The sequence below is a fragment of the Serratia sp. PL7 genome, assembly GCF_945957435.1.
This window is the reverse complement of record NZ_CAMFLB010000019.1, coordinates 61,376-75,357: the sequence shown is the minus strand read 5'-3', so window position 1 is coordinate 75,357 and position 13,982 is coordinate 61,376. Positions and strand designations below refer to the sequence as shown.

Sequence of the window (13,982 nt, the reverse complement as noted above, 5' to 3'; positions counted from 1 at the left end):
CTGTGGTTTGTAGGGGCATTAAGTGCGTCTTGGCCGTGCTATTTTTCAGGTAAGAGCGTCAGGGCACAGTGGATTGCGCCCTGACGATAGAATGGACTTACTGGCGTTTTTTCAGCAGCCGTAAGGCGTTGGCGGTCACCAGCGCGGTTGCCCCAGAGTCTGCCAATACGGCCAGCCACAGGCCGGTCATTCCCAGCAGGGTGGTGACCAGGAAAATCGCTTTCAGCCCGAGCGCAATGGTAATGTTCTGGCGAATATTGGCGTGCGTAGCGCGGGAGATGCGGATCATCTCGGCAACGCCGGTCAACCGGTTGTGCGTCAGTGCTGCATCCGCCGTTTCCAAAGCCACGTCGGTGCCGCTCCCCATCGCAATGCCAATGTTGGCGGCCTTCATCGCCGGGGCATCGTTGATACCATCGCCGATCATGGCGGTAGGTTGCAACTTGCTCAGCTCGGTTACTGCGTTCACTTTGTCTTCCGGCATTAACCCGGCGCGGTAATCGATCCCCAATTCATTGGCAATAGCGGCCGCAGCGCGCGGGTTGTCGCCGGTGAGCATCACGCCACGCACGCCTAACTGCGCCAACTCGGCAATCGCCTGTTTAGCGTCGCTACGCAAGGTGTCACGCAACGCCAGCAAACCGATAGGCTGCCCGTCCTCTAACACCACCACTGCGGTTTTACCCGCCGTTTCCAGCTTCTCTACCTGGCTGCGCCATTCGCTGGTCAACTGGCTTTCCGTCAACTTGCCCGGTGCGCTGATCAGGATAGTTTTACCGTCAACCTTCCCCTCAACCCCAATACCCGCCAGCGCACGGCGGTTCTCGGCCAGTGGTAACACATCCCCGTTTTGCGCGGCACGGTTGACGATAGCTTGCGCCAAGGGGTGGTGTGAACCCGCCTCGACAGCCGCTGCGATGGCCAGCAGCTGCTGCTCGCTGAGGCCGTCTGCCGGCAGCACGTCGGTCACCGTCGGTTTGCCTTCGGTCAGCGTACCGGTTTTGTCGAACGCGATGGTTTGCACTTGGCCCAACTGTTCTAATGCCGCACCGCCTTTTATCAGCGCGCCCCGGCGTGTAGCCGCCGCAAGGCCAGAAGTGATGGCCGCTGGCGTGGAGATGACCAAGGCGCACGGACAACCGATCAGCAGCAAGGTCAGACCCCGGTAGATCCACATCTCCCAAGGTTCGGCAAACAGCAGCGGTGGCACCAGGATCACCGCCACGGCCAGCAGCATGATCGCCGGAGTGTAATAACGGCTGAAGCGATCGAGGAAGCGCTCAATTGGTGCGCGGCGCTCTTCGGCCTCTTCAATCAGTTGCAGGATACGGTCGATGGCATTTTTGCCCGGCTCGGAAGTGACTTTCATCTGCGCGGCCTGATCGACGGACAGGCTGCCAGCGGCCACTTTCTGACCCTGTTGGCGTTCTACCGGCACGGATTCACCGGTTAAAGCGCTTTCGTCAAAGCTGGCGAATGGGTTTAGCAACTCGGCATCGGCAGGCAAGCGGCCACCGGGCGCGATCTCTATCACGTCACCAGGGCGCAGGCTGGCCACCGGTACGCGTTTACGTACGCTGCCCTGAATAAGCAGAGCATCTTCCGGCACCAATTCCATCAATGCTTTCACGCCACGGCGTGCACGATTGGCCGCGTAGGATTCCAGCAGTTCCCCCACCATAAACAGCAACAGCACCATGGCCGCTTCGGCGGTGGCACCGATAAACAACGCACCGATGGCGGCAACGCTCATCAGGGTTTCTATGGCAAACGGTGTGCCTGAACGGATCAGGCGCAGGGCTTTGCTGGCAATCGGCACCAGGCCGACCAAGGTGGTAGCGATAAAGGCAATTTCACCCAGACGTGGGTTGAATAAGTCCAGAACCCAACTGAGCACCATCAGCGCGGAGAGCAGCAGCAGGGGGCCGTACTCACCAAACCGGGAGGCTTTCGGTTCATCACCTATTGCCGCCGGGGTAGTCCCCAGCAGGGTAAAACCAGCCTGTTTTACCGCGTCCTGGATCCGCACGCTGACGTCGGATTGGGCATCCACCACCAGTTTTTCCGTGGCAAACAGCACGCGAGCGCTGTCGACGCCGGGGATCGACGTTACGGCATTTTCGATTTTCTTGGCACAGCTCGGGCAATCCATGCCGGTGACTTTCCAACTGAAACGCTGGCTGCCGGAAGGGGGAACGGCAGCCAGTCTGTCGCTTTCCTCATCCGGGTCGTCGGGGCCATCGCTACTGCAACAGCTGGCGCCGTGCTCATGGGCCGCTTGATGGTCATGTGCAGCAGTTGCTCCCACCGGAGTTTTTTCAGTGCTACAGCCATGTTGGGTTTTGGCATGGTCATGACTACAACCGCAGCCATGATCGTGGGTATGTTCGTGATGCTGATGTTCTGGGTGATTGTGTGATTTATGAGTCTGCATAGCGCCCCCTTCAGGCAATCCAATATCATCTCAACAAGCACTCTACACCTTGGAGCTGACTCCAGAGTCAAGCGCGATATGAGAATTATTGTTAATTGCAGGGGCGCTACGGATCCGGTTGCCCGAACCCGTAGCCTGCCATTACAGATACAGCGAGCGGACGATGAGGAAATGCCCGGAGAAGTAGCAGAAGGCGACCACGGCATCTGCCGCGCGGAAGGTAAAGCGGTAGCGGTTCAGCAGCCAGACGATATTCGCCAACAGCAGCAGCGAGGTACCCGCCAGCAATGAGAAGCCAAAGTCGGTACTGCGCAGGAAATATTGTTCCCCTGCCAGCCATACCATCAGCAGCGTCATGGCGACCAACGTGGCGATTGGCCACCGCATCTCTTCCAAGCGGCTCCAGATGATGGCCAGCAGCAGCGCACCAATCACCAGCAGCACCAGCGGCAAGGGCCAGAACAGGCTGAAGGTCATCTGGCTGGCAAAGCTCAGGGTATACAGCAGGTGCGAGAGGAAGAAAGCGCCGATAGCGTACAGCACCCGCTCACGCGGCAACAGCAGCAAGGCATCACCCGCCAGCGTTGCCAACAGGCCCAAAACGATCAGGTAACCCGCAGGGCCCAATACCGGAGCCTGCCAGGCCAATAACAGCAACAGTAACAAGGTGACTGGTTTAAACACCCAGCGCTGCCAGCGCGGGCCGCGATAGGAGGCATCAACGAACAACCAACCGGAAAAAAATACGGCAAGGAACGGCCAACTCATATGTCTTCCTTATTTATGATGGGAGCCAGGATAACCAACTCCAGGTTGTTACTTTCCCAGTGTAAGCAGCGCGCGTGGGTTCGACAATGCTTTCTTGTGAATGCTATGTTTACGCGGTTTTAGGCGTGAATGAAATTCGCCGGATAAAAAGAGGAAAACCGTCAATGAGTAAGCCACCGTTGTTCTTTGTTGCCGTGATCGCGCTGATTGCGGTGCTGGCGACCCGCCAATACCTCAACAAACGCCGCCAGGATGCGGATAATGACCGCCAGCCGGTACGTACATTGCAGGTGGAAGTCAGCGCCAAGCGGGAGTTCCCCTCGCCGAATCGTCGTTCGCGGCAGCGGGAAAACATCGTGGTGGAAGATATGCGTTACGAAGTGTACTTCCGTCCGTTGACGGGCGGCAGCGAGATCAAAATACCGTTGCCGCAGCAGCAATATAATCAGATAGATAAAGGCGCTCAGGGTACGCTGAGCCTACAGGGCACCCGTTTTATCTCCTTCACGGCGCAGAAATCGTAGGGGCGTTAATTGCTGGTTGCTGACAGCTTGCGTTGCACTGAGAGCAGGGTACGGCGTCTTATCCAGCCGCTAGCGGGCCGAATAAGCGCCCAGTAGCAGGCAAATAGTGCTTTGACCCGTGGCGTAGGGCACCAGACGAAGGTTTCTGTTCGCAGCTGGGTATGTCCAGCGTTGTCTTGTATGACCATAAAACGCAGCACCAGCTTGGCGGCCGCGGGATCGGTAAAATGGTGAAACTCGTCGGCACTTTCCAGCTTGTGCACGCCCAATTCCGGCCGCCAGAATTGACCAGCCAATCCAAAAGAAACTTCATGGCTATTTTGCTGCAGCAGGGTAAAGGTGTCGAAACCAAAGGCTGCCGGGGGAGTTTGCCTGGTGCCGAAGAAGCGTTGGCGTAACCTGCCGGGCAATTGACGCAGCATCAGCAAACGTCGGATGAAGGGATCTTCCTCCATATCCAGAGCGAGCACCGCCTGGATAATGGCTTCAGGCGAGGCATCAATGGGATGAGACTGATGTTTCTCATAAAAGCTGAAGGCGGGAAGATAAGCGGGCGCGCCTTGCCAGCGCCGACACTCCTGTTCATTAACGAATCCCAATAATGCCATCATCCGTTCCTTACGTTTAAAGGATTTACCGGCTAGCAACGGGACGCGGTAGGCTGCGCCCGCTAAAAGGTTATTTTTTCTTCAGTGGCGGCTGCTTTTTCTGCCAGTCCAACAGCTCAAACACGCCAAAAATAAAGATCTTGGTTTCCAGCCAGCGGCTGATGGGCTGATCTTTCGGCTGGGTGGATTTCAGTAGCACCAGCTGTAGCCCGTGCATCACCACCATAAAGAACAAGGCTACGTTGATGAAGTAGGTCAGTGGTTTGGGGTACGGGTGGAACAGGTTGGTGAGCAGAAAGCCCCACACGCACAGCATCAGCAGACGGCCCAGATTAATCAGCATGTTCGGTTTTCTCTTCAAGGGTACGGAGGTAAAGTCGGTAGGCTACCTGGCCGGCAACCTTCTCGCGGTGCAGCGTCCAGGTCGCAGGAACATCGGTGGCGGCGCTTTCGGCTTCGGCCTCAACGTAAATCCAGGCCTCGTTCGCTAACCAACCCTGTTTCTCCAACAGCGCGACAGTTTCGGCCAGCAGCCCTTTGCGGAATGGGGGATCGAGAAACACCACGTCAAAAGGTTGCCCGTTGCCTGCCAACCAGGTTAAGGCATTGGTATTAACGACGTTGCCATTGCCTTGCAACAGCGCCAGGTTTTTCCCCAACTGTTGGGCTACTGGCCGCTCGTATTCCAGCAGCGTGGCGCTTTCGGCATAGCGCGACAAGGCTTCCAATCCCAACGCACCGCTACCCGCGAAGCAATCCAGACAGCGAGCCCCACGGATCACCGGGGCTAACCAGTTGAACAAGGTTTCGCGTACGCGGTCGGTGGTTGGCCGCAGCCCTTCGCTGTTGGGCACCGGCAGTTTGCGCCCGCGCCATTGGCCGCCAATGATGCGGATCTGGCCAGCGGAGGCCGTCTGCGGTTTTTTGAGCGCGCCGCGCGGTGGTTGTTTTGCCATAAAGAGTCTTAATCAGTTGCGGGGTTAACGAAAAGTTACCGCTATTCTATACCCAATCGTTAATAAGTTGCAGCCCGGAGGCGATGGGGCGCAGTACAGGCAGAGGGGGCAGTAAAACTACCTCTATGAAAGCATTGCCGATGCGTGTTGCTGTGCCAGGGAAAGTGATAGACTCGGCGAATTAATTTTTCGCATTTGCAAGCCATTGGTACGGAGTAGGGTCAGAACATGGCAAAAGATAAAAAACGTGGGTTTTTCTCCTGGCTGGGTTTCGGCCAGAAGGAAGAAGAGCAGCAACAACCTGAATCTGCCGCAGAACAGGCGGAACAGCAGGCCGCAGAAACCCCGGCTGCCCCCAAACTGGACGATAAGCTTCCTGCCCAGGAATCTGCTCCAGCCGCCACCAAAGATACCCCAGGGGAGTGGGATAGCAGCCTGAGCGGCGAGCCTATCACCGAAAATATCCTGCCGCTGGACGAGCACCACGCTGAGCCGGTGGCGATCGAAGAAGTTACCGTAGCGCAACAGCCTGAGCTGCAAGCAGAAGAACCAGAGGTGATTGAAGCGGTAATCGAAGCGCCTGCTGAAGTTATCAAGCCTGAACCAGAGGTGATTGAAGCGGTAATCGAAGCGCCTGCTGAAGTTATCGAGCCTGAGCCAGAGGTGGTTGAAGCCGTAATCGAAGCGCCTGCCGAGATTATCGAACCTGAGCCAGAGGTGATTGAAGCGGTAATCGAAGAGCCTGCTGAAATTATCGAACCTGAGCCAGAGCTGATTGAAGAGGTTATCGAGCCAGAGCGGGAAGCGGAACCTGAACAGTCTGAACTGCTGGCTCCGGCGGTAACGCAAGAGCAAGAACGCCCAAGCAAAGAAGGCTTCTTCGCACGCCTTAAACGCAGCCTGCTGAAAACCAAGCAGAACCTGGGCTCCGGTTTTATCGGCCTGTTCCGCGGCAAGAAGATCGACGACGATCTGTTCGAAGAGCTGGAAGAACAACTGTTAATCGCTGACGTTGGCGTAGAAACCACTCGTAAAATCATTGAGTCTCTGACTCTGCACGCCAGCCGTAAGCAGCTGAAAGACGCCGAATCGCTGTATGGCAAACTGAAAGAAGAGATGGCGGAAATTCTCGCCAAGGTGGATCAGCCACTGGATGTCGGTGGCAAAACGCCATTCGTGATCCTGATGGTTGGCGTCAACGGCGTGGGTAAAACCACCACCATCGGCAAGCTGGCGCGTCAGTTCCAGGCAGAAGGTAAATCGGTGATGCTGGCCGCAGGCGACACCTTCCGCGCCGCTGCGGTTGAGCAGTTACAGGTTTGGGGTGAGCGTAATCGCATTCCGGTCATCGCTCAGCATACCGGTGCAGACTCTGCTTCGGTGATCTTCGACGCGGTGCAGGCGGCAAAAGCCCGCAATATCGATGTGCTGATTGCCGACACCGCCGGTCGCCTGCAGAACAAGGCTCACCTGATGGAAGAGCTGAAGAAGATCGTGCGGGTGATGAAAAAACTGGACGAGCAGGCCCCCCATGAGGTTATGCTGACTCTGGATGCCAGCACCGGACAAAATGCGGTTAACCAGGCGAAATTATTTAATGAAGCCGTGGGCCTGACCGGCATAACGCTGACTAAACTGGACGGTACCGCCAAAGGCGGGGTGATCTTCTCCATCGCCGATCAGTTTACTATCCCGATCCGTTACATCGGCGTTGGTGAAGGCATCGAAGATTTGCGGCCGTTTAAGGCTGATGATTTTATTGAGGCACTTTTTGCCCGAGAGGATTGATACGGATGATTCGCTTTGAACAGGTCAGTAAAGCTTATCTGGGCGGACGGCAAGCCCTGCAGGGGGTAGATTTTCATCTACGTCCGGCGGAGATGGCGTTTCTGACCGGCCATTCCGGCGCAGGGAAAAGTACCCTGCTGAAACTGATTTGTGGGATTGAGCGGCCAAGCGCCGGTCATATCTGGTTTAGCGGCCATGACATCAGCCGGTTGAAAAACCGCGAGGTGCCTTTCCTGCGCCGCCAGATCGGCATGATTTTCCAGGATCACCATCTGCTGCTGGATCGTACGGTGTATGACAACGTGGCAATGCCGCTGGTTATCGCCGGAGCCAGTACCGAAGATATCCGTCGCCGCGTTTCGGCTGCGCTGGACAAGGTCGGGCTGCTGGATAAAGCGAAGAACTTCCCCATTCAGCTTTCCGGTGGTGAGCAGCAACGCGTTGGCATTGCCCGCGCGGTGGTGAACAAGCCAGCGGTACTGTTGGCGGACGAACCGACCGGTAACCTGGACGACGCCCTGTCGGAAGGGATCCTGCGCCTGTTTGAAGAATTTAACCGGGTTGGGGTGACGGTGCTGATGGCAACCCACGACACCGGGCTGATCGCCCGTCGCAATTACCGCATCCTGACGCTGAGTCAGGGCCGTATGTTAGGGGGCGCACACCATGGCGAATAATGCAAAAACCGCCAAGAGCAAGGCACTGCGCGGTGGCTGGCGTGAACAGTGGCGCTATGCCTGGATGAACGCCATTGCCGATATGCTGCGCCAACCGCTGGCAACGCTGCTGACCGTGATGGTCATCGCTATCTCCCTGACGCTGCCGAGCGTTTGCTACATCGTCTGGAAGAACGTCAGTACCGCGGCAACACAGTGGTACCCAACGCCACAGCTGACGGTGTATCTGGATAAATCCCTCGACGATGACGCTGCGGTCAAAGTGCTGGATGCCATCAAGGCCGAGGCCGGGGTGGAGAAGGTGAACTACCTGTCGCGTGAAGAGGCGCGGGGCGAGTTCCGCAACTGGTCTGGTTTTGGTGGCGCACTGGATATGCTGGAAGAAAACCCGCTGCCAGCCGTGGCGATCGTCACGCCGCAGATGAGTTTCCAGAGTTCCGATACGCTTACCACCCTGCGCGATCGCGTGGCGGCGGTGCAGGGCGTGGATGAAGTCAGGATGGACGACAGCTGGTTTGCCCGCCTGGCGGCGCTGACCGGGTTGGTGGGCCAGGTGGCCTTGATGATCGGCATACTGATGGTGGTGGCGGTGTTCCTGGTGATTGGTAACAGCGTGCGTCTGAGCATCTTCAGCCGCCGCGATACCATCAACGTGATGAAGCTGATCGGTGCCACCGACGGCTTTATCCTGCGGCCGTTCCTCAACGGTGGTGCAATGCTCGGCTTCTTCGGCGCGCTGTTGTCGCTGGTTCTGTCTGGCGCACTGGTGTGGAAGCTGGAGTCGGTAGTGACCAACGTGGCGAAGGTATTTGGCACCACCTTTACCCTGCATGGCCTGGGTTGGGATGAGGCGCTGTTGCTGCTGCTGATCTCGGCGATGATTGGCTGGATTGCCGCCTGGTTGGCCACCGTGCAACATTTACGCCGATTTACACCACAATAGTGAATTTTTGGTATACTCTTCTCCTGCTGCGGCCCGGTTGCCGTGCTGCGGGAGAAGAGCTGCCAGACCTCAATATCTCCGATCTCTTCTCAAACGCACAAATTCCCAATCAACCTGAGCTTGCATGACGTATTGTCGTGTGCACTGTGTGTGAAAAACGGTGAACTTTTGGGGTTGAGCACGGTCCAAATCTGCAGCAAATGTTTAGGTGCCCGGCGTGTGGAACCGCTTTTGCAACAGCAACTGCCGTAAGATCACTAACTCCCCCGCCGTGAAATCACCTGCATGACCAGTTTTATCAAGAGAGGGTTTTGAATGACCAAAGAAATGCGCACTTTAGCCTTAGTCCCACAGGGCAGCTTGGAAGCCTACCTGCGGGCAGCCAACACCTATCCGATGCTGACGGCAGAGGAAGAGCGGGAACTGGCTGAACGGCTGCATTATCAGGGCGATCTGGAAGCAGCTAAGCAGCTCATCCTGTCTCACCTGCGCTTTGTCGCTCATATTGCCCGTAACTATTCAGGGTACGGTTTGCCGGTGGCAGATCTTATCCAGGAAGGTAATATCGGCCTGATGAAGGCCGTGCGTCGCTTCAACCCAGAGGTTGGCGTACGTCTGGTGTCCTTTGCGGTGCATTGGATCAAGGCAGAAATTCACGAGTACGTGCTGCGCAACTGGCGTATCGTCAAAGTGGCGACCACCAAGGCACAGCGCAAGCTGTTCTTCAACCTGCGTAAAACCAAGCAGCGTCTGGGCTGGTTCAACCAGGATGAAGTGGAGCTGGTCGCGCGCGAGCTGGGTGTCACCAGCAAAGACGTGCGTGAGATGGAGTCGCGCATGGCGGCACAGGACATGACCTTTGACCCAACGCCGGAAGACGAAGGGCGTGACGGTCATGCCATGGCCCCAATGCTCTATCTGCAAGATAAAAGCTCGGACTTTGCCGAAGGGATCGAAGAAGATAACTGGGAAAGCAACGCCGCAGACAAACTGACCTATGCGCTGGAAGGTCTGGACGAGCGTAGCCAGCATATCATCCGCGCCCGCTGGTTGGACGACGACAACAAGTCCACCCTGCAAGAGCTGGCCGATCAGTACGGCGTCTCTGCTGAGCGTGTGCGTCAGCTTGAAAAGAACGCCATGAAGAAACTGAAGATGGCGATCGAAGCCTGATACCGATATAGCGCTTAACGCTCGAAAAGCCCGGCTTGCCGGGCTTTTCTGTTTTTATCACACGACTTACTTACCTGCTCGCTACATAGTTCGGTGCGCTGCATGCTGCACCCGCTTAGCATTATTAGCCTTCATCCCAGCCCTCTCCCACTGTATGCCCGAGGGCGTTATAAATACTTGTTTGGGGGAGAGGGATCTAGCCCGAAGCCGCAGTTGGATGCAGGGGATAACTTAGGACGCGGACGGTTCCCTCTCCCTTCGGGAGAGGGTTAGGGTGAGGGGGCCGTTCACTAGTTGGCTGCGGTATCAAACTCCGGTGCCGGGCAGTTGTAGCCAAACTTGGCCCCCCACTCAAACTGGGTGCCGTTCTTGATATAACGCTGATACAGCGCCCGGCCAGTCTTGGCGTCGCGGGCTATCACCCAACCAGCGGCATTACACAGCACGGCTGCATAAGCCTGGCTTTTCGGTGGCAGCAGATCGGCGGCCTTTTGTGCCAGATCCACCGCCTGCCAGCGGTAATGCAGGAAACGGTTATCCGCGTCTGGCAACGATTTCTTGGCCCGTGCCGCTTCCGCCGCGCTGATCCAACTCTTGTCTTTGATATCCTTGGTGTTGAAAGCATCCCCCAGATAGGAATACCCTGCGCCATAAATATTGTAATCCGGCGTCATTTCGTAACCGGTGAAATCCAATCCCTGCGAGCGCAACAGCGCCGCCGCCTGATAGTAGCTTTTGGCGCGTGCGTTCTTATCCGCCGATTTATCCTTCGCCGCTTTCATCAGGTTGGCAAAGTCCTGCGCCGCCTGGCGGTAGTTCGGAATGGCAAAGTAGTTCACCGCTTCCTCATAGCGGCCAGCGCGCATCATGCGCCGTGCCAGCAATTCACGCAGTTGAACCTCTTGGGTGATCCGCTCGCCATTGTATTCGTCAGGTTTGACCGGCTTGAGCGGCGTGGTGGGCGCTGGTGCATGCTTATCCACAAAGCCTTTCAGCTCATCGACCGTCAGCACCCGCTCGGCGATATCCGCCACGTCTGCCCAGTAGTTTTCTTTGCCGCGATACATCAGATCCATCGCTTGCAGATAATCACCCCTGTTCAGCGCCAGAATGGCCTGCTCACCGGCAACTCGGCAATCCGGCACGATCATTTCGGCTGCGAAGTCTTCGTTACGCTGTTCTCCCCAGCTTTCATCCGTAGGGAATGCGGCTGCGGCTTTGGCATAGGCGGCAGTGGCGGCTTTCACATCACCATCACGCAGGGCCATTTTGGCACGTAACCACCAGGCTAAACCGCCATCACCCGCATTTTTCAGCAGGTTGGCCGCCATGGCATATTGCCCGGAACGATAGGCCAGCGCCGCCAGCCGGTCGCTACCGGTGAAACCACTTTTAACCGAGTCATTGAGCAACGTCAGGGTCTGATCGACAAGCTGTTTGGCACCGGTCTCACCGTTAATGATGCCGGACATCTCCAGATTACTGCTGCGGGCGAACAGCTCAATGGTGACCAACTGCTGCACCAGCGGATCGTGAATGGCCTGTTTTAACGCCTCTACATGCTGCGGGTTGATCAAATAGCTGGAGATATACTGCAACGAAAGTCCGCCATCGGGATCGCCTTGAGCGGCCTGCTGGGCATACAGTTGTGCTGCCGGAGCGATTTCCCCGAGCCACAAATGAATACGTGCTTGCTGGCCCAGGCTACTCAGCGCCAGTTGATCGGGATCGGCAGTACCACTTTTCACCTGGTCGATCACCTGCTGGAAGGCGGCCAGGGCCTGCTCAAGCTGAGCTTTCTCCGGATGTTTCACCACCGGCTCGCTACCGGATTCGTTTTCCGGCGTGCCATGATCGTCCATCAGCAGGCGGCCAAGCGAGTATTGCGCCCGTAACCCCCATGCTCCCTGCTCGGCGGCTGGCAATGCCAACACCTGTTGGAAATATTGCGACGCCCGAGGATCTTCTGCGGCAAAGGCTACCGCCCCCAGCGTGTATAAGCGCGCGGCATTAGATAGCCCTTGCGCATTTACCGCGTCGGCTTCTTCTACGGTCTTGGTTGCCCGCATTTGGGCAATGGCTTGCTGTTCTGGCGAGAGGGGCATCGGTTTTGGCGGCGTCGCCGGTGCTTCGGCCTGCCAGCGTGGCAGCTGCGGGTCTACCGGCACCAGACGGGTGGCTTCGAAAGCGAAGTTGCCCTCAGGCATATACAGCAGGGTGCCGTTGCGGTTGACCAGCAGGCGATTGGGGAAGTCTGGCCCACAGGCCTGGCCGCTCAGCGGCACCATCAATGCTGCGGCGATCAGTGATGCTAACGGAAACGCACGGCGACGATGCCCTGCGGTGTGCAAATCAAGGTATGACATGGGTGCCTCCTGGCATGATCTGTTGGCAGCGTAGCCAGCCCAAGGGGCGTGATTGCCCTGCTCGTAGCTGATCGCCGCTAATGCGGATAAAGCGTTGGGGTTCCGATGGTGTTGCCAACTGGTAATGACCTACCGCGTCGGCGGCTAGGCAACCTTTTGCCTGAATGTGGATCTCACGCGGTAACGGTGCATCCACCGGTCCCTGATTCTCAATAATCAAATCATACAGCCCATTTTGCTGTGGCTGCGGCAAAAACTTAACCTGCCAGTTAGTGAGCAATGGCTGATGCTGGATCACTGCCCGTAGCGTCGCCATCGACCAGGCGCGGCGATCGTTTTCCAGTGGCAGGCGGAACCAGATAATGCCGCGCAGACGTGGCAGTGGGCGTTGTGCGAGCTGCTGCAAAAAATCGGCAACCTGCTGCGGTGCCACGGTCAGTTCCTGGATCTTGCCCGCCATGCGCTGCGAGACTTCGCTTTCAACCAGGGCCCCCTGGGCATCGAACCCTAGCAGAGCCATGCCGTAGGCTGGCAGAGCGATACGGAAGGGTTTAGGACTAAGGCGCGCGTACTGGCGTGTCCACTCCAGCGCCAACTGGCCGTCGAATAAACCTTGTGTGGGGGAGAGCACTGCATGCACCTGAAGCACCGAGCTGTCTACCTGTTGCAGTACGCCGGGCAGCGCCGGGGATCCGATCCAGGCGGGCAGGACGGTGATGCCTAGCTGTAATGAAGAGGGAAGCCGTTGGCGCAGTTGGCGCAGAAATTGTTGATATTTGGGCAGCCGTGCGGTGGCGGCGTCATGGTCGATCTCCACACCAATCACCGGTAAACCAGCCGCCTGCCAGCGTTGCAGCTGTTGTTGCAGACGTGTATAGATGGCGATCTCGTCCAACTGCATCAATTGCCCGTCTACCCGCACTACCAGCCATAGCGGGCGGCCATCCTGTTTCAGCAGGGCGGTATTGACCGTGATGTCCCGGAAACCCTCACGGGGGTGCACCTGCAAACCCAACACGCGCAAGGTAGTAAACAGGTCACGGCTGGTAGCCAGCGCCTCTGCGTGCTGTGGCGTCCACACCCTTTGCCAAATGTAGGCCTGCTGATCCCAAGGCTGATGAAGATTCATCGCCTGGTAGCGTCCTGCAAACCAGGCCATTATTGCGAGCAGCATAATGACGATCAGAGCTATCCAACGTTTCATTTTTGCCAGCAATCGCCCCGAGCCTGGAAGCCGCAGGCGCGCATAAAGTTGCCTACCTCACCACGTTCACGTGCTGCCAATCCGGCAGTATCCAGTTGCCAATGTTGTACCTGTGGTAATTGGCGTTGGGCATCTTCCATCAGATACAGCCCCACGCCACGGCGGCGTGTCACTTCGCGCACCAGCAGGTCGTGCAATTGGGCGCTCTGGCCCTCTATCTCGATTTTTACCGCTCCCAGCAGCCGCTCGTTAAATCGGGCGGCAAACAGTGCTTTACCCTCCTCTAGCCAGCTTAGCCACTGCGCAGGTTGTTGATGTGGCCAGATTTTACCAAGGTCGATAAGGTCTTGTGGGGACAAACTGGTCAAGCGTTCAATGGTCAGTTTCATGCCGGATTTCCGCACCGATAAAGGATGTCGACAGTGTAATGGATCTTGCACAGAGCGTTGTGTAAGTTTTTCTATACGAGGTCTGCGCGAAATGTTTTTTGCTGCGAGCATTTTCCGAGTAAACGATTGGTTAATGAGGTGTTAACCAGCAT

At 57.0% G+C, this 13,982-nt stretch carries 13 protein-coding genes; 5 read left to right on the top strand and 8 right to left on the bottom strand.

The genetic code is table 11. The features are described from left to right. Positions 1–97: 97 nt before the first annotated feature. Together N6G83_RS40605 and N6G83_RS40600 are read right to left on the bottom strand one after the other, a co-directional pair. On the bottom strand, positions 98–2,434 hold the full coding sequence (locus N6G83_RS40605) for a zinc/cadmium/mercury/lead-transporting ATPase (protein ID WP_211135158.1): 2,337 nt from the start codon (positions 2,432–2,434) through the stop codon (positions 98–100). Between the two features lie 141 nt (positions 2,435–2,575). Then, positions 2,576–3,202, bottom strand: coding sequence for a lysoplasmalogenase (locus N6G83_RS40600; RefSeq protein ID WP_021181510.1), 627 nt, complete (start codon positions 3,200–3,202; stop codon positions 2,576–2,578). Positions 3,203–3,366: 164 nt separating this feature from the next. On the opposite strand from N6G83_RS40600, the gene N6G83_RS40595 reads away from it, so the two are divergent. Next, positions 3,367–3,726, top strand: a complete 360-nt coding sequence (locus N6G83_RS40595) for a DUF2500 domain-containing protein (protein ID WP_021181509.1) — start codon at positions 3,367–3,369, stop codon at positions 3,724–3,726. Between the two features lie 5 nt (positions 3,727–3,731). Here N6G83_RS40595 and N6G83_RS40590 read toward each other — a convergent pair whose 3' ends face one another. From N6G83_RS40590 to rsmD, 3 genes are all read right to left on the bottom strand, one after another. Continuing rightward, entirely contained in the window at positions 3,732–4,337 is a 606-nt protein-coding gene (locus tag N6G83_RS40590; RefSeq protein ID WP_248006603.1) for a hypothetical protein, read from the bottom strand. A gap of 67 nt (positions 4,338–4,404) precedes the next feature. Further along, positions 4,405–4,677, bottom strand: coding sequence for a DUF1145 family protein (locus N6G83_RS40585; protein ID WP_021181508.1), 273 nt, complete (start codon positions 4,675–4,677; stop codon positions 4,405–4,407). Continuing rightward, a complete protein-coding gene (gene rsmD, locus N6G83_RS40580) occupies positions 4,667–5,290 on the bottom strand; it encodes a 16S rRNA (guanine(966)-N(2))-methyltransferase (RefSeq protein WP_024529570.1) in 624 nt (207 codons plus the stop codon). The genes N6G83_RS40585 and rsmD overlap by 11 nt, the downstream gene beginning before the upstream one ends. Before the next feature lie 228 nt (positions 5,291–5,518). Between rsmD and ftsY the strand changes: the two genes are divergently transcribed. The 4 genes from ftsY (at position 5,519) to rpoH (ending at position 9,871) form a co-directional block, all read left to right on the top strand. Beyond that, positions 5,519–7,078: a signal recognition particle-docking protein FtsY gene (gene ftsY, locus N6G83_RS40575; protein ID WP_260524149.1), complete on the top strand. Its 1,560-nt coding sequence runs from the start codon at positions 5,519–5,521 to the stop codon at positions 7,076–7,078. A gap of 5 nt (positions 7,079–7,083) precedes the next feature. Beyond that, positions 7,084–7,755 (top strand): cell division ATP-binding protein FtsE, encoded by a 672-nt coding sequence (ftsE, locus tag N6G83_RS40570; RefSeq protein WP_024529572.1) that lies wholly within the window; start codon positions 7,084–7,086, stop codon positions 7,753–7,755. Further along, positions 7,745–8,698: a permease-like cell division protein FtsX gene (gene ftsX / locus N6G83_RS40565; RefSeq protein ID WP_024484638.1), complete on the top strand. Its 954-nt coding sequence runs from the start codon at positions 7,745–7,747 to the stop codon at positions 8,696–8,698. Before ftsE ends, ftsX begins: the two co-directional genes overlap by 11 nt. 315 nt (positions 8,699–9,013) lie before the next feature. After that, the gene (rpoH, locus tag N6G83_RS40560) at positions 9,014–9,871 is read left to right on the top strand and encodes an RNA polymerase sigma factor RpoH (protein WP_074030142.1); all 858 of its coding nucleotides are present in this window, start codon (positions 9,014–9,016) and stop codon (positions 9,869–9,871) included. A gap of 290 nt (positions 9,872–10,161) precedes the next feature. On the opposite strand, the gene N6G83_RS40555 is transcribed toward rpoH, so the two are convergent. Genes N6G83_RS40555 through panM form a run of 3 tightly spaced genes read right to left on the bottom strand, consistent with a single transcriptional unit; the run spans position 10,162 to position 13,830 of the window. Beyond that, the gene (locus N6G83_RS40555; RefSeq protein WP_211136182.1) at positions 10,162–12,237 is read right to left on the bottom strand and encodes a hypothetical protein; all 2,076 of its coding nucleotides are present in this window, start codon (positions 12,235–12,237) and stop codon (positions 10,162–10,164) included. After that, positions 12,224–13,441, bottom strand: a complete 1,218-nt coding sequence (locus tag N6G83_RS40550) for a DUF3142 domain-containing protein (protein WP_211136183.1) — start codon at positions 13,439–13,441, stop codon at positions 12,224–12,226. Before N6G83_RS40550 ends, N6G83_RS40555 begins: the two co-directional genes overlap by 14 nt. Then, positions 13,438–13,830 (bottom strand): aspartate 1-decarboxylase autocleavage activator PanM, encoded by a 393-nt coding sequence (gene panM / locus N6G83_RS40545; RefSeq protein WP_024529575.1) that lies wholly within the window; start codon positions 13,828–13,830, stop codon positions 13,438–13,440. Before panM ends, N6G83_RS40550 begins: the two co-directional genes overlap by 4 nt. Positions 13,831–13,982: the final 152 nt, after the last annotated feature.